This is a genomic window from Nitrosomonas sp. (assembly GCF_019752415.1).
In the GTDB taxonomy this organism is placed as follows: Bacteria; Pseudomonadota; Gammaproteobacteria; order Burkholderiales; family Nitrosomonadaceae; genus Nitrosomonas.
Map to the genome: position 1 here is coordinate 1 of NZ_JAIEME010000093.1, position 21,293 is coordinate 21,293.

Below are 21,293 nucleotides of genomic sequence, written 5' to 3' on the forward strand. Positions count from 1 at the left end.
AATTCCATCTTCATCCTCCATTTCATGTCTTCATTTTATGAAACTTCGGACTCCATGAAAATCAGCATACCTCAGATTGCCGGTTGGCTTCATAGTTGTCCGCTCCAAATTCGATCAACTTCATGGCCCGTTCTTCGATGCGTGCGAGCGCATCGGATTGAGTCTTAGCTTCAGCAAGCTTTTCCAGTTCTACCACAGAGAATCCGGTCTGCCGCATCTTTTCAAGCAGCGGTAACACTTCCCCCGTTGGCCTTGGCCGTACATCGTCCGTCAACACTAAATCCCAGTAGATGTTATGGTATTCGCTCGGGCGAGCACTTATGCCATTTCGAATCGCCAGAATTTCCTCGAAGTTCCTTTTATATCGCAAATCACCCGTCGCTACATAGGTACGCACCATACGCGTCAGATCATCTGAGGATTGGCGCAATTCATCGGCAAGTAAAATCGCTTGGTGACGCGATATATTAGCTTGACCTATATTCTTCTCTGCATCAACATAGATAAAGAACGTAGCGACTAAGCACAAAAACCCTGTCAGGCTAATTCCCAACAGTAAATTATGATGGCTCAGTGAAGATGGTAGAAACTTCATCATCACCGATCAGAATAGAAGAGAGTACGTTTTTTCATAAGTATGAAACGCTGATAGCTTTATGAACTATCAAAATCATATGTAACTTAACTGATAATTCATTCCGGTTCTATTAGCACGAAAAACCACAGATTTAGTTACAAATTGGCTCCTCTAAAGAATGATACTTTAGAAAATTATTTGCTAAATTCTGAAAAGCGCTGTAAAAACTGTGCTAAAGATTAAATAGACTCAGAAACATCCTTCTCCCTGCGCCTGTATGAAGTAGCATCCAGACACAAAAAACATAAATTAATCGACTTGAGCAATCCTATTGCGAAAAGTATCAGGAATAATACCAACAGTGATTTACTGAATGCCGCAAAGCTTTCATAATAGCGGCTGTTCATAGATCATCTTTTCATGAGTAATCCATCAAATGGCACGAATAGTCAAATGCATCAAACTAGGCCGAGAAGCCGAAGGCTTAGATTTTCAAACCTATCCCGGGGAACTGGGCAAACGTATTTTTGAAAATGTTTCCAAAGAAGCTTGGCATCAATGGATCGAACACCAAACCATGCTGGTCAACGAGAATCGCTTGAATCTTTCGGATATCAAAGCACGCAAATATTTAGCTGAACAACTGGAAGCGCATTTTTTTGGTTCAGGGGCGGAAAAACCGGTTGGTTATGTTCCTCCCCAGGGCCAATCATAGCTCATTTTATGAAATAGAAAGTTGCACAGAATCGAATAAAAAGTGAGATTAGACTAAGATCCTTTTAATTCTTAACTCGCACTTTATTTCGCCTCTAATACGTCATTAGAATGAGTTCTGAAAATGATCACTTTTTCGAAAGCTGTTGAAGTGATCTTTTCAAAATCATTAATCTGAATCTCTTGCTCTTGAGATCGATCACTGGAGTCAACTATTACTACAAGCCAGTAAGCATCACAAGGCTTATAATGTTTCGACTTTTCTTCCTTAACGCTGACAATTGCACGTAGCTTCTCCATTGACATGAGCTGACCAGAATAGCACTGGACAATCCGCCACTTCGGATCTTCATATTCTCCCGTATTCAGATAAACAGATGAAAGTTCGGGTATGTTTTTAAAAACATCTCGTTGTATCAACCCCGCTCTAAATTCATCAATATTTTTTGCTAACGTAGTAATTTTTTCAACAAGTAGCTTTTGGTTTTGAATGTAATCAACTTTATCAAATGACAAAGAAAGCTCAATTCTTTTTCCACCATTGTCTAAATAAGACTGGTGAGCCATAGAAACCACAGATCTTCGCACAATACTCTGTTTCTGTTCGCTTTCTTCAAGATTTCCTTTCTCAAGAAAGAAATTGGTAATCTCAATTCCAATTCTCCTTTCTCCTTCCAAAATCACATCCGGCTTATCATCAAAGATGATAGTCCCTTCAGGCAACTTATAGTGCTTACAGAATATATTGAAATAGTGTCGCTCTATATCCTGGTTAGATCTTTGAGCCATTTGATTTCGGGTGCTAAGAAGGGAATGTATAACTAAGGAGATCTGATGATACTCTCAGATCTTGAATCCAAGATGGATTGTGCAGAAAAGCACAACCCATCTTGGATTTATTAAATACTACTGCGATTTGACTTACTTAATAATTGCGTTCAATTCACCTTTCGAATAACGATTCGCCATACTTTCCAGCGAAATCGGTTTGATTTTACCAGCCTGTCCGGCACAGCCGAAGGCCTCAAAGCGTGCCTTACAAATGTCTTTCGCTGCTGCGGTGGCTTCTTTCAGAAATTTGCGCGGGTCAAAATTGCTTTTGTCTTTTTCCAGGCTGCGGCGGATTGCGCCGGTCATGGCTAGGCGGATATCGGTATCGATATTAACTTTGCGCACGCCATATTTAATACCTTCTTGAATTTCTTCCACTGGTACGCCGTAGGTTTCTTTGATATCACCGCCGTATTGACGAATGATTTCCAGCCATTCTTGCGGCACTGAGCTGGAACCATGCATCACCAAATGAGTATTGGGAATACGTTGATGAATCTCTTTGATGCGTTGAATGGCCAGAATATCGCCTGTGGGTTTACGAGTAAATTTGTAAGCGCCGTGAGAGGTTCCGATGGCAATTGCCAAGGCATCCACGCCGGTTTTGCGCACAAAGTCGGCAGCTTCTTCCGGATCGGTCAGCAATTGATCATGAGACAACACACCTTCTGCCCCATGTCCATCTTCCGCTTCTCCCATGCCGGATTCCAATGAGCCCAGGCAACCCAGTTCGCCTTCCACCGAAACACCGACCGAATGTGCAGTATTGACAACATCTGCTGTGACTTTGACATTGTATTCATAGGTAGAAGGTGTTTTGGCGTCTGCTTGCAATGAGCCATCCATCATGACGCTGGAGAAACCGCTGCGGATTGCATTGACACAAACGGATGGAGAGGCGCCATGATCCTGATGCATGACAATCGGTATATGCGGATAGGATTCAACGGCTGCCTCAATTAGATGACGCAAAAATGCTTCACCGGCATATTTTCTCGCGCCTGCAGAGCCCTGCATAATAACCGGACTGTTGCATTCATCAGCCGCCTGCATAATCGCCTGGATTTGTTCCAGATTGTTAACGTTAAAAGCAGGCAAGCCATAACCATTTTCTGCTGCGTGATCGAGTAGTTGTCTTAATGATACGAGTGCCATTTAAATCTCCTTCAAAAAATTATCTTAATGTGATCCTGATTTAATACAAACGCTTGTTCTTTCAAAATCTTTGACTCTTTTCACCGTTGCTATCGTTATTCCAGATCGGCATTGCATGCCCATCAGTTTATGTGGCATCCACACCTTGTCTTAATTTCCATTCGCCGACTTTGATAATCTTCATCGTATTGGTACCGCCTGACTTACCGACCGGCTCGCCGATCGTCATCACCATGATATCACCATTTCGTACGACACCACGCTGGAGCAGTTCTTCTTCAGCCAGATTGAGAATAATCTCCGGATCATCCAGCCCTTCGCCAAATTCAACCGGATAAACGCCCCTGAATAACGTCACTCTGCGGCGTGTTTCTTCATTGGGGCTCAGTGCAAAAATAGGTACTTTGGAACTTCTCCGCGACATGAGTAGCGCGGTCACACCGCTTTGCGTTAAGGCGGCGATCGCGCGAATCTGCAGCCCGCTGGCGGTAAACATCGTGGCACGGGCGATGGCTTCTTCAATGCTGGACGGACTGGTATTTGCCATCCGCTTATCATGACTGACCAAATATTCTTTCTCGGCCTCCAGACACACGCGTGCCATGGCCTCTACCGCCTCCACCGGATATTCACCCGCTGCCGATTCTGCCGACAGCATGACCGCATCGGTTCCATCCAACACCGCATTAGCGACATCCGATACTTCAGCACGCGTTGGAATTGGATTAGTAATCATCGATTCCATCATCTGCGTTGCAGTTACAACTAACTTATTATTGCCGCGTGCGGAGCGAATCATTCTCTTTTGCAGGGCCGGAACAGCAGCATCCCCCACTTCAACCGCCAGATCGCCGCGCGCCACCATAATCGCATCGGATGCTTCCACAATATCATCGAGCGCAAGAATGGCTTCTGAGCGTTCGATCTTCGCCATGATCATGCCTTTACCACCCGCCTCCTGCATCAGTGCCCGTGCTTGCCGGATATCATCGCCAGAACGAACAAACGAAACGGCCAAATAATCGGCGCCCATTAGTGCAGCCGTTTTGATATCCTCAAGATCCTTGCTCGTCAAGGCAGGCGCTCCCAGTCCGCCGCCTTTGCGGTTGATACCTTTATTGTTCGACAATATTCCGCCTTGTTCAACGACACAGAACACTTGATGCCCTTTCACGTGCGAAACGCTCAGCACAATACGGCCATCATCCAGCATCAGCGTAGCACCAGCTTCCAGATCATTCGGCAGTTCTTTATAGTCCAACCCGACTCTTTCCTGATTACCCATTTCACAAGTAGCATCTAAAATGAACGGGTCACCCACTTCAAGCCTGATTTTTCCGTGCTCGAACCTGCCAACACGGATTTTAGGGCCCTGCAAATCCGCCAGAACACCAACAGTTAAGCCAGCCGCTCGCGCTAGAGAGCGGGTCAATTCTGCAAACTCAATATGTTGTTCACGTGTGCCGTGAGAGAAATTAATCCGAACAACATCCACGCCAGCCCGGATCATGCGATCCAGTATTTTTGGATTACTACAGGCAGGGCCGAGTGTTGCTACAATTTTTGTTCTTCGAATCATTATCTCTCTTGACGATTAGTTAGCGCGTGTTTCTAATATTTCTACTGCGGGTAATTTCTTACCCTCTAAAAATTCCAAGAATGCACCACCTGCCGTTGATATATAGGATATTTTGTCATAGATATCATATTTCTGAATCGCAGCAATAGTATCACCCCCACCCGCTAGCGTAAAAGCACTCGTTTCGGCAATTGCCCGGGCGATTTTCTCAGTTCCCGCGCCAAACTGATCAAATTCAAATACGCCAACTGGACCGTTCCAAACAATAGTTCCCGCACGCATGATGATATCCACCAATTCTTGTGCGCTTTTTGGGCCAATATCAAAAATCATGTCGTCGTCGCTCACATTACCCGCATCTTTCAGTACCGCAGGTTCGTTGGCATCAAATTTCTTACCCACCACCACATCAATTGCGATGGGAATCGATGCATTACGTTTAGTCATTTTATCCATCAGCACCTTGGCCGTTGGAACCAGATCCTCTTCACACAATGATTTACCAACATTTTTACCGGTTGCTTTCAGGAATGTATTAGCAATACCACCACCCACAACTAACTGATCAACTTTCTCGGATAACGACTCGAGCACTGTCAGTTTGGTTGAAACTTTGGAACCGCCGACAATCGCAACCATTGGGCGCGCCGGATTCAATAAAGCTTTGGTCAGTGCTTCCAGTTCTTCCGTAAGCAGAATACCCGCGCAAGCCACTGGCGCATATTTTGCGACACCATGAGTTGACGCTTCAGCACGATGTGCGGTGCCAAACGCATCCATCACAAAGACATCGCACAATTTTGCATATTTTTGTGCAGTCTCTTCCGAATTTTTCTTTTCACCTTTATTGATGCGGCAATTTTCCAGTACCACCAATTCTCCGTCAGCCACATCAAAACCGCCATCTACCCAATCGCGGATTAAACGCACAGGCTTATTTAAACAGTCTGCAATATTATCCGCGACCGGTTTCAATGAATTATCCTCTGTCCATACGCCTTCTTCAGGGCGACCCAGATGGGATGTAACCATCACTTTGGCGCCTTGTTTAAGACAATGATTAATCGTCGCCATCGACGCAGTAATGCGTGCATCCGATGTTACTTTACCATCCTTCACAGGCACATTCAGATCAGCGCGTATAAATACACGCTTACCTTTCAGATCAAGGTCAACAAGTTTAATAACAGACACGGCAAGCTCCAAAATTGTCTTTAAGAAAGTATAAAGGATAGCAAGCGCTACCCTTTATGTCTTAACGAATTGAAAATTAAAGTCAGATAGCAATCAAGATTCTATTTTTTCTTAACCACGTATCTTCAAATACAAAACTACTTGGCAACGGTACGAACCATCTCCAGCACTTTGGTGGAATAACCCCATTCGTTGTCATACCAGGCGACTACTTTAACAAAGCTTTTATCTAAAGCCATCCCCGCTTCCGCATCGAAAATAGAGGTGCAGCTCTCGCCACGGAAATCGGTGGATACCACTTTCTGGTCGGTATATCCCAGCACGCCCTTCATTGAACCTTCAGAAGCATCCTTCATCGCTTTACAAATTTCCTCGTAGGATGCATCTTTTTCCAGCTCTACCGTCAAGTCCACAACAGATACATCCGATGTTGGAACACGGAAAGCCATACCGGTCAGTTTTTTGTTCAGTTCAGGAATCACAACGCCCACTGCTTTGGCAGCACCCGTTGAAGATGGAATGATATTTTCCAGAATACCGCGGCCACCACGCCAATCTTTATTGGACGGACCATCCACAGTTTTTTGTGTCGCTGTTGCGGCATGAACAGTCGTCATCAATCCTCGCTTAATGCCCCATTTATCATTCAGTACTTTGGCTATCGGTGCCAAACAGTTTGTAGTGCAGGAGGCATTGGAAATAATGCTTTCACCTTTGTAAGATTTATCATTCACACCATAAACAAACATTGGCGTATCATCTTTGGAAGGTGCCGACATAATCACTTTCTTAGCTCCTGCCACCAAATGTTTTTCACAGGTTTCCTTGGTCAGAAATAGACCTGTCGACTCAACCACGACGTCTGCACCCACTTCATTCCATTTCAACTCAGCCGGATCTTTAATCGCTGTTAATCGAATTCTTTTACCATTGACGACCAATGTATTCCCATCAACCGCGATGTCGCCCTGAAAACGGCCATGTACCGAATCATGTTTTAACATGTAAGCCAGATAATCCGGCTCTAACAAATCATTGATAGCGACGATTTCGATATCAGGAAAATTCTGTACCGCAGAGCGAAACACCATACGCCCAATACGACCAAACCCATTAATACCAACCTTAATTGCCATACTAAAACTCCTTAAATAAGAAACTTGTTACTGTCAGGTGAATACACATAGTCTGCCAACTACTTTAATCATAAATTTGATTAGAGAATGTCTTTTACTGTCTTGACCACGTTCTCTACGGTAAAGCCAAAATGCTTGAATAACACATCAGCCGGTGCCGACTCACCAAAGGTGTCCATACCCACTACCGCGCCGTCCAGACCGACGTATTTACGCCAGAAATCTGTCACGCCGGCTTCTATAGCAACCCGCTTAACGCCTCTTGACAAGACACTGTCCTTGTAAGATGGTTCCTGGCGATCGAATACATTTGTGCATGGCATAGAAACAACGCGCACATGAATACCCTCTTCAGCCAATGCTTTTTGCGCATTCATCGCCAGACCCATCTCTGAGCCTGTAGCAATCAAAATAGCTTGTGCTTTCCCGTTGCCTGCTTCTGACAAGACATAGCCACCCTTATCAATCGATTTGATCGTAGCTGCATCCCGTTTCTGAAATGGCAGATTCTGACGGCTAAAAATTAATATTGAAGGACCGTCTTTACGTTCGATGGCACGTGCCCAAGAAACAGTTGATTCAACGGTGTCACAGGGCCGCCATACATCCATATTGGGGATATAACGCAATGTGGCCGTTTGTTCTACGGGTTGATGCGTCGGGCCATCCTCACCCAAACCAATGGAATCATGGGTAAATACGAAGATATTGCGAATTTTCATCAATGCCGACATGCGCAGTGCATTACGGGCATACTCAGAAAACATCAAGAATGTGGCTCCGTAAGGAATCAAACCGCCATGTAAAGATAGTCCGTTCATCATGGCACTCATGCCAAATTCACGCACACCGTAGTAGACATAATTTCCACCATTTTTCTGGCTAATTCCCTTAGAACCTGACCATAAAGTCAAATTTGATCCCGCCAGATCCGCAGAACCGCCGATCAATTCCGGCAAAATTGGTGCCAAGCCTTCAATCGCGTTTTGTGAGGCTTTGCGGCTGGCAATCGTTTCTGCTTTTGCATTTACTTGATTGATAACGCTGTCGACATGACTGCGCCAGTTTGCAGGCAAATCCCCTGCCATACGACGGTTAAATTCAGCAGCTTCGGCTGGATACTTTTCTGCGTATTCAGTAAATTTCTGGTTCCACTCAGTTTCAAGTTTCTGACCTTTTGATCTTGCATCCCAAGCGCTATAAACTTCCTGTGGTATTTCAAAAGGTGGATGATGCCAGCCAATGTGTGGACGAGTAGCTGCAATTTCCGCGTCACCTAATGCAGCACCGTGCACTGAATGAGTATTCGCCATATTCGGCGAACCCAGACCGATAACCGTTTTGCAGCAAATCATCGATGGTTTATCGTTTACTTGCTTGGCAGCTTCAATCGCTGCCTCAATCGCTTCTGGGTCATGCCCGTTGACATTGGGCACAACATGCCAGCCATAAGACTCAAACCGTTTTGGCGTGTCGTCGGTAAACCAGCCTTCCACATGACCATCAATGGAAATACCATTATCATCGTAAAAACAGATTAGTTTGCCTAGACCCAAGGTACCTGCCAAGGAACAAGCTTCGTGCGAGATGCCCTCCATCAGACAGCCGTCACCCAGAAAAACATAGGTATGGTGATCCACAATATTATAGCCAGGACGATTAAATTCAGCAGCCAACACCTTTTCTGCCAGCGCCATACCTACCGCATTGGTAATCCCCTGACCTAATGGTCCTGTTGTGGTTTCTACGCCAGGGGTATAGCCATATTCCGGATGTCCTGGCGTCTTTGAATGAAACTGCCGGAAACGCTTAATTTCTTCCATTGGTAAATCGTAACCAGTCAGATGCAGTAAGGCATAGATCAACATGGATCCGTGCCCGTTGGAAAGCACGAACCGGTCACGGTCGACCCACTCTGGATTGCCAGGATTATGACGCAGATGGTGAATCCACAGCACCTCAGCAATTTCAGCCATACCCATCGGCATACCGGGGTGACCAGAATTGGCTTTTTGCACGGCATCCATCGCCAATGCACGAATAGCACTGGTCAAATCTTTAAACACCGGCGCGTCAAAATCCTTGAATGTACCCATCGATACTAACTCCCTTATATTTTCAACAAACAGAAATGGCCGGTCTGCATATTGATATGCTATACATCGGCGGAAAAGTTAGCATTATCTATTATTTTGCGCACAAAACCAATCCAGTAGCAGAAAAATTTTCTTACAAAATCAGTTTCCCCGCAGTTTAATTCCCAGTAATTTTATTTTACGATAAAGATGTGTGCGCTCCAATCCAGCCCTGTCAGCCACACGCGTCATATTGCCACTCTCTTGATCGATTAATCTTTCGAAGTAAGTTTTTTCAAATAAATCACGTGCTTCTCGCAGTGAAAGATCCAATGGAATTTCAGGAGCAACAGATGTAGATGCCGATTCTGGAAAAACCATTGCCTGTTGAACGGCTTCAGCCGAAATTTCATCACCGGTACATGTCAATGCCAAAGAATGTACGACACCTGCTAACTGTGTTAGATTGCCAGGCCAATCATAATTCCGTAAGCAGTTAAGCGCCGCCGTGCTGAACTGCAAGATTGATGAAGCCTCACCCGATTCAACAAAACGCGACAAAATTTGACTTGCTAAATCAGGAATATCCTCCCTATGCGCTCTCAATGCTGGAATGCCAATACTTAAACTGCTCAACACTTCGTATAATTTGGGATGATAAACGCCTTGCGCCGTTAACTCTGCCAATGGTTGGGATGTCGCACAAACCAACCGCACGTTATATTTATCCAGCTTGCTAAACAATAACAACAAACCCTTCTGCGCCAATTTACTGATTTCACCCACATCCTTTAGAAATAACAGGCCACCACGCGCAAGTTCTAACAAATCGATTGGTGATTCAGCTAGCGACACCAATGTCTCTGGTTCTACCCAGGGTGTATTAGGGCGATGCATAAAACGCGCACATATTTCCGCACCAGCACCCGGCTCTCCCATCAGAAGCAAAGGCGTTTTCAGATTTACGACTTGCTCTAATCTTTTCCTGAGATCTGTAATTAAAATACCTTTACCCAAACTGGCAAGAGAAAGTGTTGATTGCTGCTTACTTTGCCCCCCTCGCAAAGCCTTACTGACAGTACTCAGCAACTTTTGCAGCGGTATTGGTTTCTCCAAATAACCAAATGCACCAATACGCGTCGCTTCGACCGCTGTGTCGATCGTGCCATGCCCAGACATCATGATTACCGGCATCGTCAACATTCCATTACTGGCCCAATCTTTCAGCAGCGTAATGCCATCGGTATCAGGCATCCAAATATCTAGCAATACTAGATCCGGACGCGTTTGACTTCGCCAGATTCTTGCCTGCTCAGCATTCTCCGCCAAAGCTACACGATAGCCTTCATCACGCAAAATCTCAGACAGCAGTTCGCGTATACCAATTTCGTCATCAACAACAAGTATTGTATTGTTTGTTATCATCTAGAATCACCCCACTAACGAAATCTAATCAGCTTATCGATAACTGTCAAATTAACGACCATCTATGGATTCCAAGTTTTTTGGATAGAGAAGCGCCCGAATATGAAAGATTTTATTCATTTTTTCTGTAATCACTGATTCATCAATTTAACTTAACGCCAGTTTGTTATTCCCCGCAGAGATATTCTTTTCTACCGTCGGCAGGATAATTGAAATTTGTGCGCCATGGGGTTTAGTATTTTCAATATGTATCAGGCCTTCATGCTCTTCAACAATTTTCTTGACAATGGGCAACCCCAACCCAGTACCTTTCGACTTAGTCGTGACATAAGGCTCAAAAACCCGCGCCCTGATCTCATCCGAAAAACCGCAACCATTATCACGCACACTCAGTTGCACCCCCCCATGCACCATCTCTGTTCTCACCTCGATCATAGGCTCTGATGTATCTACCAAAGCATCTTGCGCATTCTGCAACAAATTATGCAACACCTGACGTAACTGAGCAGCATCGCCTCTGACTACAGGCAAATCATCCGCCAATGCCGGTTTGATTTGTAAGTGTTTACTATTATCGGTTGACATACTTGCTGTTTCATACAGTGACAATACTTCTCGCACCAATCGATTAAAGTCAAGCTGACGTAATTCCAGTTCAGGAACACGTGCATACTGATTGAATTCATTGACCATTCTTTTTAATGCTTCAACTTGATTCACAATCGTCTCAGTAGAACGACGCAATATTTTTGCATCCTCCACATCCAGTTTATTGATCAACTTATGCTGTACCCGCTCAGCAGAGAGCTGAATTGGTGTCAACGGGTTTTTAATTTCATGCGCAAGTCGGCGAGCAACCTCACCCCAGGCAACGGCACGCTGCACTTGTAGTAAATTAGTAATATCGTCAAAAACTACCACCCCCCCCCCCCCAGATATCTTGGGCAAACGTGTTCCCCGTAACAGTAAAACTTGATTATTACCATCCCCTAAACGCGTTAATTGACGTTGCCAAACACCCGTCTCTCCAGAGTTAAAACCTTCTCTGATCTCTGCAACCAAAGTATCCAATTGCGATTCATTACTCACACAGCCTTCAATGATTGAGCCGTCCAGACTGATCATAGGGATTTGCAGTATTTGCTCTGCGCTACGATTTGCCTTGGATAAAACCAATTGATTGTCAAACACCAATACACCGGATGAGAGATTTGCCAGAATACTCTCCAGATGTGCACGCGCACTCTCTACTTCCTGCTGATTATGTTGCGCTGTCGCCTGCGCTTCCTCCAGTTGTTGCGTCATCAAATTAAAAGACTCTGTCAACACACCCAGCTCATCACTACTCTGGACCAAGTGACGGCGGCTGTAATCGCCTTGCGCAATAGCACGCGTACCTTCCGCCAGCATGCCAAGCGGGGCACTCAATTTTTCACTGAGTAATGACGCGGCCGCCAATGCTGAAAATAATGATAGAAGTAATGCCAGTGTCAATGTAACGCTATACAACCGGGTTAATCCCTGACGGGACAAAGAAAGCTCTTGATAATCCCGATACCCTGCTTGCACCCGTTCGGCATCTCTTGCCAATTGCACAGGAACCGGCTGCAAAAATTGAAGCACTCGAATATCTTCTTTCAGACTCAACACATTGACAGGCGCAACCACACGCAAATACAAACCCTTATCCGCGATAGACTCAACAGCACTGTAGGCTTTTTGAATTCTAATGTGCCGCAACACCATTGCACTGGGCATTTCAGGAAATAACGCCAAGTTACTTTCACTGGAAAATGCAATTACTTTGCCATCTTGATTAAACAAAGTTGCTTCCTCGATTTGCGATTGCAGCAATAACTCATTAAGCACTAGTAACGGTTGGCTGGAAGACTCAGATAATATCAATGCAGTAGCTTGTGCTTTCTTCTGTAATTCTCCCAGCAAGTTCTCAAGCATGGTTTGCCCTAGATTCAATCCCCCCTCAAGCGCTCGGTCGACTTTAACATCAAACCAGGACTCAATACTCTTCTCAAGAAATTGAACCGATACGGCATATACCAAAACACCAGGAAGGATCGCCATCAACGAGAAAACCAACATTAAACGTAGCGCCAATCTGGATCCGAATACACCCGACTTGAGTCTGCGCCGGAACCGCCACAACAAAAACCCCACGATAACCATGAGAAACAATACGAAAGCAATATTGATACCTAGCAATAGCCGGTATTTACGTTCAAAAAACTCCGTATTGGCACCTGCGGTAGCCAGCAAAAAAAGCATCACCGCTCCCAGTCCTGCACCAATAATGAGCACATGCTTCATTAATGACCTTTGATTTGGAACGGTTGCTCTGGTATTGGTAACTTCATGCGCCACTCTAGTTTGTCCGAACTCAGATCCCATTTTCTGGAACCCAATGCTTCAACCTGAAATGGTTTAGGCATACGCGTTAAATCCAGCCAGATACGCAATGACGCGATATAATCGACATCGTTTTTTAAATCGGATTTGACAATCAATGGATAATCACGCAATTGACCCAAGGCTTGCAATGCCTCAGTTAATGTGTTAAAGCTTTGCGAAAACGACGGATGGTTCAAGTGATATTGGCGCGTCAGCGCGTAATATCTTAACCCGACTCTTAATTTACCACGTGCAACTTCGTCGTAAAACCAATACCAACGCGAATCAACCAAACTAAATTTAGTCACGAAGTAAAGCACGATGCCTTTCTCAAGCACTTGCTCCAACGTAGCATTTAAAGCAATCTCAGAATCAATGCTGATTTCATACCCTTGCTCAACTGCTGCCATACTGACAGACTTTATTTGGATACCTTCTGCTTGCGCAACCGTAACCGGCAACCACAAAATCAACAGAAAAAAAATCAAATTGGAAAGGGATGACTGTGCGCACCACATACTTTGGCTAGTTCTTGTGCAACAATGTATAAAAGAAACCATCATGTTGAATATCTGGTAACAGCTGCCCATCCACCATTGCAGCCCCAAAAAGCGGTAATGGACATGCATCAGGATGATGTTTAAGAAATTTTTCTACCTGCATTGTATTTTCTTCGGCAAAGATCGAGCAAGTAACATAAAGTAACTTACCATCCCTGCTTAAAATTTTCCACAATGCATTCAGGATTGCCTGTTGAACGGCTGAAAACTTGACCAGATCACTTTCACGCCGCAACCATTTAATATCTGGGTGTCGGCATACTACACCAGAAGCAGAACAAGGTACATCCGCCAAAATACGATCATACGACAGACCATCCCACCATTCATCGGAATTCGAGGCGTCTCCGCACAACAGACGTTCCGCTGTCACATTCAAGCGTGCAAGATTTTGCTGAACTTGAGCAAGCCTAGCTGAATCATTGTCCAGTACCGTCAACGAAATATCAGCCAATTCCAGCAAATGCGTACTTTTCCCTCCGGGTGCCGCACAAGCATCCAATACGCGCATGCCGCCATGCACATCCAGAAACGTCGCTGCAAACTGGGCTCCTGCGTCTTGCACGGTTACCAGGCCCTCTGCAAAACCAGGCAAGCTTTCCACCATAACTGGCTGAATCAGTTGCAGTGCGCCAGAATCCAGCAATTCTGTATGCATCGTTTTCTCTGCCAACAGCTTACGGTAAGTTTCCACGCTGATCTTACGTTGATTGACCCGCAAAGTCATCGGAGGACGTTTGTTGCCTGCCTCCAATATGGCTTGAAAGTTTTTCGGGTATTGCCAGCGCAATTTATCGATCCACCATTGTGGATGCGAATAACGTCCAACCTCATTTTCAGCAACTTTTTTCAACAAGCTATCGCGCTGCCGGATAAAATTGCGCAATACCGCATTCACCAGCCCCTGCATTCCTTTGCCATGTAGTAAAGATCGTGAGGCCGAAACTGCCTGATCAACTACTGTATGCGGCAATGCTTTACTGTATTGCAATTGATATAAGCTGACTAACAGCAAATGATGCAGGCTCTTGTCATTTAGTGATTTCTTTAGCAACAAACTAAGAATTGCTTCCAATTGCCCATAAAATCGCACCACACCATAACTCAAATCCTGAATAGCACCTCTTTGCTGTCGCGATAACGTGGGGTCTGCGCGCCAAACTTCTTGCAATACTGCTGTCAAACTTGCTCCGGCCAGCACCTTACTGATCACAGAAGCCGCAACAAGCTGGGTTTTAATCATGCGTTGAAGTGGAATATTTTACTGCAGAAAAATTTTCCCCCGGCTGTAAATTATTTCCCACTAGAAAATCTGCACTGTTCAATTTCTTCCCACCGGGTTTTTGCACTATTTCAATCTGCAACACGCCAGAACCACAAGCTACAGTAATGCCTTCACGATCAACCACAACAATTTCCCCTGGTTTTCCAATTCCCCGTTCCACGACTACTTTCGTTTGCCAGATCTTCAAAACAACATCCCGGAAATAAGTATAGGCACCTGGATTTGGATTAAACGCTCGCACTACACGGTTAATTTGCTCAGCGCTCTGCCGCCAATCAATTTCTGCTTCTGTTTTTTTTATTTTGGCGGCATAACAGGCCAGTGTCTCATCCTGCACTGTGGGAACAAGTTTTCCCTGTTGCAGCAGTACCAGAGCATCAACGATACTCTCCGCACCAAGCAGACCCAGCCTGTCATGCAATGAATGCGCAGTGTCATCCGGTGAAATCGCCATGCTACGCTTTAATAAAATGGCACCTGTATCCAACCCTACATCCATTTGCATGATGGTAATACCGGTTACATGATCACCCGCCAGAATAGCTCGTTGAATCGGCGCAGCCCCGCGCCAGCGCGGCAATATCGAAGCGTGAATATTCAAACAGCCCAAGCGAGGAATTTTTAACACAGCTTCAGGTAAAATCAAGCCATAGGCCGCCACAATCATCACATCTGCGGCCAATGCCAGCAATTGCGCTTGCATCTCGGCAGATTTAAGCGTTAATGGTTGTAACAGCGCGAGATCATGTTGCTGGGCAAGCAGCTTGACGGCGCTGGCGGCCGTTTTCATTCCTCTGCCAGCAGGACGGTCCGGCTGGGTCAACACCAGTATAATTTCATGACCTGCATTGAGTAGTGCATCCAGTGCAGTCGCAGCAAAAACGGGAGTTCCAGCGAAAATGATTCTCATTAGGCACATCAATCTTTCATTTATTTGGATTCCACGGATCAATACCATTGACAGAAGAAAACCATGAATCCGGGGAATTTCAGGGAACAAACCACTTCACATTTTCATAAAAGCACGATTCTTACATGGTATTTCGTTGTTTTTTCTTTAATCTCGCTAAAGTGCGCACCTGCTTGAGCCGTGACCAGTATTCAACAAACACCTTTCCTGCCAGATGATCCATTTCATGCTGAATACACACCGCCAATAGACCATTGGCATCCAGAACAAATGATTCGCCTTGAGCATCCAGAGCGCTTACAGTAATCGATTCGGCACGCTGTACTTTCCCATAGATACCCGGTACTGACAAACAACCTTCCTCATAATCAGACAAACCATTTCTAGCAATAATTTCAGGATTGATCAAAACAAGCAATTGATCATGCGTTTCAGAAGTGTCAACGACAATCACACGCTCATGCACATCCACTTGCGTTGCTGCAAGCCCTATCCCCGGCGCGGCATACATTGTTTCAGCCAAATCTTGTATCAACAAGCGGATTTTATCCGTGACTTGCACTACAGGAGCCGCTACAGTATGCAACCTCTCATCCGGGTATTGTAATATTTTTAGAATAGCCATAAAAATTTATTTAGTTTAATAAACCCAATAGCGCAATTAGACCGTATCATTAGATAATCATTCTTTATGCTTTATAACTACCTATCATTGGGATTGTTCATGCAAAAGCCTATTATAGCTATGATTTTATTCCTGGGCCTGCTTTCTGTGTCGCCTGTCAATGCTGAGAATATTATACTGCGAGGCGATTCACCCGATCAGTATGTGGTTGTACCCGGTGATACCCTGTGGGGAATTGCTTCCAGATTTCTTAAAGACCCCTGGCGCTGGCCTGAGATTTGGGGATTCAACCGCGAACAAGTGAAGAATCCGCACAAGATCTACCCAGGTGATATTGTAATATTGGAAAGGACACCTTATGGCGGTCGATTGCGACTTGTAGAAGATGACGTTGGTATAAAAACAGTCAAACTAACGCCTAAAATACGTACAGAACAATCGAGTACTGCAGCGATTTCCAGCATACCGGCATCAGCCATTGAGCCTTTTTTAAGTCAACCGTTAGTCATTGAAAAAGATGGCCTTGCCGATGCACCTTATATATTGGGCTCCAGTGAAGGCCGGGTTGTTTTAAGTACAGATAACGCGGTTTATGTCAGTAGATTACCTAAAGACAAAGGCACAACATGGCAAATCTTCCGCCCCGGCAAGGCGCTCAAAGATCCGGACAAAGAAGGCCTTATCCTCGGCTATGAGGCAACCTACCTGGGAGATGCCAGGGCGAATATTTTTGCTGATGTCAGCACAGTAACCATCACACGCGCTACGGAAGAAATTCTCAAAGGCGACCGTCTGGTTCCCGCCCCGGCTACTCTATTCAATAACTACGCGCCCCATGCACCGGATTTTTCAATCAACGGACGAATCATTTCTGTTTACGGCGGTGTCACTGAAATTGGCAAAGGCGACATCGTCACACTGAATAAAGGCGAATTGGATGGCTTGGAAATGGGTCATGTTCTTGCTATCTATCGGAGAAGCCAGGAAAAATCCCTTAAGGGAGAAATGGTACAATTACCGGATGAAAGAACCGGATTAATATTTATATTTCGAATTTTTGATAAAATATCCTATGCCTTGGTCGTACAAAGCACACACTCCATAAAAATACTGGATGCTGTTAAAACGCCCTAAAATTAATGCCACACATTCATGAAACATGCACCGGATATTGAATCATGGTTGAATCTTAATCTCATTGACGGCCTAGGCGGCGAATCCATTCGTCGGCTTTTAATTGCTTTTGGCAGTCCTGCGTCAATATTTTCGACACCTATCACCGCGCTCGAACGCATTGTAAAGAATCCAATTGCCAAAAGCATTAAGCAAGGTGCTGATCGCAATAAGATTTCTGGTGCGCTTAAATGGCTGGAAGACCCCACCAATGCCATCATCACTTTGGCTGATTCGGATTACCCAACGCAGCTACTTAACATTGCCGACCCTCCCCCGTTACTTTATTTCAAAGGGCAGCGGGAACTCTTACGAAAACCCGCACTGGCTATTGTTGGCAGCCGCAATGCCACGCCGCAAGGCTTATCCAACGCAGAAGCTTTTTCTGAAGCAGCCAGCAATGCCGGACTCTGCATCATCAGCGGCATGGCATTAGGTATAGACACCGCCGCTCATCAGGGCGGTTTAAGCGGCGCTGCTGCCAGTATCGCCATTGTCGGCACTGGCCTGGACATTGTTTATCCTGCTAAGAACCATCTCTTGGCACATAGACTGGCCAAGGAAGGTGCATTAATTTCTGAATTTCCTCTCGGCACACCTGCCATTGGTAGGAATTTCCCGCGTAGGAACCGTATTATCAGCGGCATGAGTCAAGGTTGTCTGGTGGTAGAGGCTGCATTACAAAGCGGATCACTGATCACAGCACGTCAGGCATTAGAACAAGGTCGCGAAGTAATGGCGATCCCGGGTTCTATTCATTCACCGCTCTCAAAAGGCTGCCATGCACTGATTAAGCAAGGTGCAAAGCTGATAGAAAATACACAGGATATTTTAGATGAATTAAATTATTTTCCATTTATCAGCAATGATAATCTCGATAAAGGAAAAGAATTTACTACCGGGCAATCAACTAAAAATACCGTATTACTCAAACACCTAGGCTATGATGCCGTAGATATCAATACGTTGTGTACCCGTAGTGGCTTGACGGCTGAAGTTGTATCAGCCATGCTATTAACGCTTGAGCTTGACGGTCAGGTCAGCAGTTTGCCGGGAGGGTGTTATCAGAGAATTCAATAATATCGGATAAGATCAACCAAATATTCCGGTCTCTATTCAGACTTGTAACTTATTACACTCAATTATGTTCGATATACTCGTTTATTTATTTGAAAATTATTTTGACTCAGGAAGCTACCCTGACTCTGCCACTCTGACTCGCAAACTCACCATGGCCGGATTTGCAGATGAAGATATTAGCGAGACACTGAACTGGCTCTCGGAGCTAGCACGCCACGATATCGGCAATTATCCGGCAAGCTTTGCAGAAAACGACTCTTTCCGTTGCTTTACAGAGTTTGAAATAGAAAAAATTGACACCGAAGGCCGGGGATTTATTTTCTTTTTGGAACAAGCTGGCATTATTAACCCACTACAAAGGGAACTGTTGATTGATCGCGTGCTGACGATGGATGAAAATTCATCCAGCCTTGAGAAAATCAAACTGATTGTCCTAACAGAATTGTGCATTCAGAACCAGCTCACCGACGATGTCATGCTTGAGAAATTATTGATTGTCAGTGACTCTCATTACCGGCATTAAGACTAACCGTATCCTTCATTCGGTCATAACGGATGAGCACTGGTGTGCGTATGTCCACTAGACTCAACACTATATGCTTGTAATCTCTATTCATAATAGTCACTCGGTAGTAACAATCAACATGTTTGATTTCACATCAATGGCCAGTGGCTTTTCCCGGGAAATTCATGAGTAAATCGCTGATTATTGCTGAGAAACCTTCTGTTGCAGCAGATATCGCGCGGGTATTGGGTAACTTTACCAAACACACTGATTACTTCGAAAACGACCAGTATGTCGTATCTTCAGCAGTAGGTCACTTGCTCGAACTAGCTATCCCAGAAGAGTATGAAGTAAAGCGCGGCAAATGGAGCTTTGCTAATCTCCCAGTTATTCCACCGCATTTTGATTTGAACCCGATCGAAAAAACTTCCTCGCGCTTAAAATTGCTCAGCAAGCTCATCAAACGTAAAGATGTGGATACGCTTATCAATGCATGTGATGCGGGACGGGAAGGCGAGCTGATTTTTTATTACATCCTGCGTCATGTCGGCATCAATAAACCGGTCAAACGCCTTTGGCTGCAATCCATGACACCCGATGCAATTCGGGAAGGGTTTACCAAATTACTGGATAACTCGGAAGTACAGTCTCTGGCTGAAGCCGCTGTCAGCCGCTCAGAGTCAGATTGGCTGGTCGGAATCAATGGCACGCGCGCCATGACCGCTTTTAATTCCCAAGAAGGGGGGTTTCATAAAACTACAGTTGGGCGAGTACAGACGCCGACGTTGGCGATTCTTGTCGAACGTGAAGAAAAAATCAAAAAATTCCGCCCTCAAGATTATTGGGAAATTCATGCCACGTTTGCAGCCAGTAATGGCAACTATAACGGTAAGTGGTTTGATGAAAAATTCAGCAAGGATAAGATCAATCAAGAATTAAAGCCTGAACGAATCTGGGAACAAAAGAAAGCCGAGGTTATTCGTGACAAATGCCAGGGGAAGCCCGGTTACGTTAACGAAGAAAGCAAACCAAGCAAAGAAATCTGTCCATTGCTTTATGATTTAACCAGTTTACAGCGAGAAGCTAACAGTCGCTTTGGTTTTTCTGCCAAAACAACCCTTGGACTGGCTCAAGCTTTATATGAAAAACATAAGGTATTAACTTATCCTCGAACTGATTCACGCGCACTACCAGAAGATTATATCGCCACAGTTAAAGATACTTTGCAAAGTTTGAAAAATACGGATTATGGAAAATTTGCCCAAAAAATCCTAACTTCAAACTGGGTAATTCCAAATAAACGCATTTTTAATAATGCCAAAATTTCAGATCATTTTGCCATTATTCCCACTTCATTAAACCCGACCAAACTAAATGAAACTGAAGCAAAACTTTATGATTTAGTTACCAAACGTTTTTTGGCAATTTTCTTTCCCGCTGCCGAATTTCTGATTACCACCCGAATCACCCGAGTTGGAAACGAACCTTTCAGAACCGAGGGTAAAGTCATGGTCAATCCTGGCTGGCAGGCAGTCTACGGCAAGTCAGTCAAATTGGATGATCAGGAAGATGACACAACACTCATCGCAATTACCCCGGGTGAATCGGTTATCACTGAAGAAATTAACGTTATCACAAATCAAACTCGCCCGCCCGCGAGATTTAATGAGGGCACATTACTTTCCGCCATGGAGAGCGCAGGAAAACTTGTTGAAGATGAGGAACTGCGTGCGGCTATGAACGCGAAAGGTCTTGGCACGCCAGCAACACGTGCGGCTATTATAGAAGGCTTGGTATTTGAGAATTATCTACAGCGTGTAGGGCGCGAGCTTCACCCAACTGCCAAAGCTTTCTCACTAATCACGTTATTACGTGGCCTAAAGATTCCCGAATTGATTTCACCTGAATTAACAGGCAACTGGGAATTCCAGTTACGCCAGATTGAGCAAGGTCACCTAAAACGCACTGCGTTCATGGAGAAAATTGCTGCCATGACAAGCCATATTGTGGAACAAGCCAAAACCCATCGCGGCGAAACCATTGCGGGAGACTTCTCCTTACTG

Annotated in this window: 18 protein-coding genes; 5 read left to right on the forward strand and 13 right to left on the reverse strand. The window is 44.9% G+C overall.

What is annotated here, in order from left to right:
* Nucleotides 1-61 precede the first annotated feature (61 nt).
* Complete coding sequence (locus K2P83_RS12885) at nt 62-598, reverse strand: hypothetical protein (RefSeq protein WP_292929815.1); 537 nt, start codon at nt 596-598, stop codon at nt 62-64.
* 415 nt (nt 599-1,013) lie between these two features.
* Here K2P83_RS12885 and K2P83_RS12890 point away from each other — a divergent pair, with 415 nt between their 5' ends.
* A complete protein-coding gene (locus K2P83_RS12890; RefSeq protein ID WP_292929817.1) occupies nt 1,014-1,292 on the forward strand; it encodes an oxidative damage protection protein in 279 nt (92 codons plus the stop codon).
* 83 nt (nt 1,293-1,375) lie between these two features.
* Here the strand turns inward: K2P83_RS12890 and K2P83_RS12895 are convergent, their stop codons facing one another.
* The 12 genes from K2P83_RS12895 to def form a co-directional block, all read right to left on the reverse strand.
* Nucleotides 1,376-2,014, reverse strand: a complete 639-nt coding sequence (locus K2P83_RS12895) for a hypothetical protein (RefSeq protein WP_292929819.1) — start codon at nt 2,012-2,014, stop codon at nt 1,376-1,378.
* Between the two features lie 198 nt (nt 2,015-2,212).
* Nucleotides 2,213-3,277 (reverse strand): class II fructose-bisphosphate aldolase, encoded by a 1,065-nt coding sequence (fba, locus tag K2P83_RS12900; RefSeq protein ID WP_292929821.1) that lies wholly within the window; start codon nt 3,275-3,277, stop codon nt 2,213-2,215.
* A 127-nt stretch (nt 3,278-3,404) separates the two neighbouring features.
* A complete protein-coding gene (pyk, locus tag K2P83_RS12905; protein ID WP_292929823.1) occupies nt 3,405-4,856 on the reverse strand; it encodes a pyruvate kinase in 1,452 nt (483 codons plus the stop codon).
* Nucleotides 4,857-4,871: 15 nt separating this feature from the next.
* A complete protein-coding gene (locus K2P83_RS12910; protein ID WP_292929825.1) occupies nt 4,872-6,050 on the reverse strand; it encodes a phosphoglycerate kinase in 1,179 nt (392 codons plus the stop codon).
* 137 nt (nt 6,051-6,187) lie between these two features.
* Complete coding sequence (gene gap / locus K2P83_RS12915) at nt 6,188-7,186, reverse strand: type I glyceraldehyde-3-phosphate dehydrogenase (protein ID WP_292929827.1); 999 nt, start codon at nt 7,184-7,186, stop codon at nt 6,188-6,190.
* Nucleotides 7,187-7,266: 80 nt separating this feature from the next.
* Nucleotides 7,267-9,282: a transketolase gene (gene tkt / locus K2P83_RS12920; protein WP_292929829.1), complete on the reverse strand. Its 2,016-nt coding sequence runs from the start codon at nt 9,280-9,282 to the stop codon at nt 7,267-7,269.
* A gap of 141 nt (nt 9,283-9,423) precedes the next feature.
* The gene (locus tag K2P83_RS12925) at nt 9,424-10,686 is read right to left on the reverse strand and encodes a sigma-54 dependent transcriptional regulator (protein ID WP_292929831.1); all 1,263 of its coding nucleotides are present in this window, start codon (nt 10,684-10,686) and stop codon (nt 9,424-9,426) included.
* A gap of 147 nt (nt 10,687-10,833) precedes the next feature.
* On the reverse strand, nt 10,834-13,011 hold the full coding sequence (locus K2P83_RS12930; protein ID WP_292929833.1) for an ATP-binding protein: 2,178 nt from the start codon (nt 13,009-13,011) through the stop codon (nt 10,834-10,836).
* Nucleotides 13,011-13,580 carry a DUF4390 domain-containing protein gene (locus K2P83_RS12935; RefSeq protein ID WP_292929835.1) on the reverse strand — a complete coding sequence of 190 codons (570 nt, stop codon included), beginning with the start codon at nt 13,578-13,580 and terminating at the stop codon, nt 13,011-13,013. Before K2P83_RS12935 ends, K2P83_RS12930 begins: the two co-directional genes overlap by 1 nt.
* A gap of 37 nt (nt 13,581-13,617) precedes the next feature.
* Nucleotides 13,618-14,895: a 16S rRNA (cytosine(967)-C(5))-methyltransferase RsmB gene (gene rsmB, locus K2P83_RS12940; protein WP_292929837.1), complete on the reverse strand. Its 1,278-nt coding sequence runs from the start codon at nt 14,893-14,895 to the stop codon at nt 13,618-13,620.
* A complete protein-coding gene (fmt, locus tag K2P83_RS12945) occupies nt 14,888-15,847 on the reverse strand; it encodes a methionyl-tRNA formyltransferase (RefSeq protein ID WP_292929839.1) in 960 nt (319 codons plus the stop codon). The genes rsmB and fmt overlap by 8 nt, the downstream gene beginning before the upstream one ends.
* 121 nt (nt 15,848-15,968) lie before the next feature.
* Complete coding sequence (gene def / locus K2P83_RS12950; protein WP_292929841.1) at nt 15,969-16,472, reverse strand: peptide deformylase; 504 nt, start codon at nt 16,470-16,472, stop codon at nt 15,969-15,971.
* A 99-nt stretch (nt 16,473-16,571) separates the two neighbouring features.
* Between def and K2P83_RS12955 the strand changes: the two genes are divergently transcribed.
* The 4 genes from K2P83_RS12955 to K2P83_RS12970 form a co-directional block, all read left to right on the forward strand.
* Nucleotides 16,572-17,606 (forward strand): LysM peptidoglycan-binding domain-containing protein, encoded by a 1,035-nt coding sequence (locus tag K2P83_RS12955; RefSeq protein WP_292929843.1) that lies wholly within the window; start codon nt 16,572-16,574, stop codon nt 17,604-17,606.
* An 18-nt stretch (nt 17,607-17,624) separates the two neighbouring features.
* A complete protein-coding gene (dprA, locus tag K2P83_RS12960; protein ID WP_292929845.1) occupies nt 17,625-18,725 on the forward strand; it encodes a DNA-processing protein DprA in 1,101 nt (366 codons plus the stop codon).
* A gap of 64 nt (nt 18,726-18,789) precedes the next feature.
* Nucleotides 18,790-19,248 carry a DUF494 domain-containing protein gene (locus K2P83_RS12965; RefSeq protein WP_292929847.1) on the forward strand — a complete coding sequence of 153 codons (459 nt, stop codon included), beginning with the start codon at nt 18,790-18,792 and terminating at the stop codon, nt 19,246-19,248.
* Nucleotides 19,249-19,415: 167 nt separating this feature from the next.
* A partial coding sequence (locus K2P83_RS12970; RefSeq protein WP_292929849.1) for a DNA topoisomerase III occupies nt 19,416-21,293 on the forward strand: 1,878 nt, incomplete at its 3' end.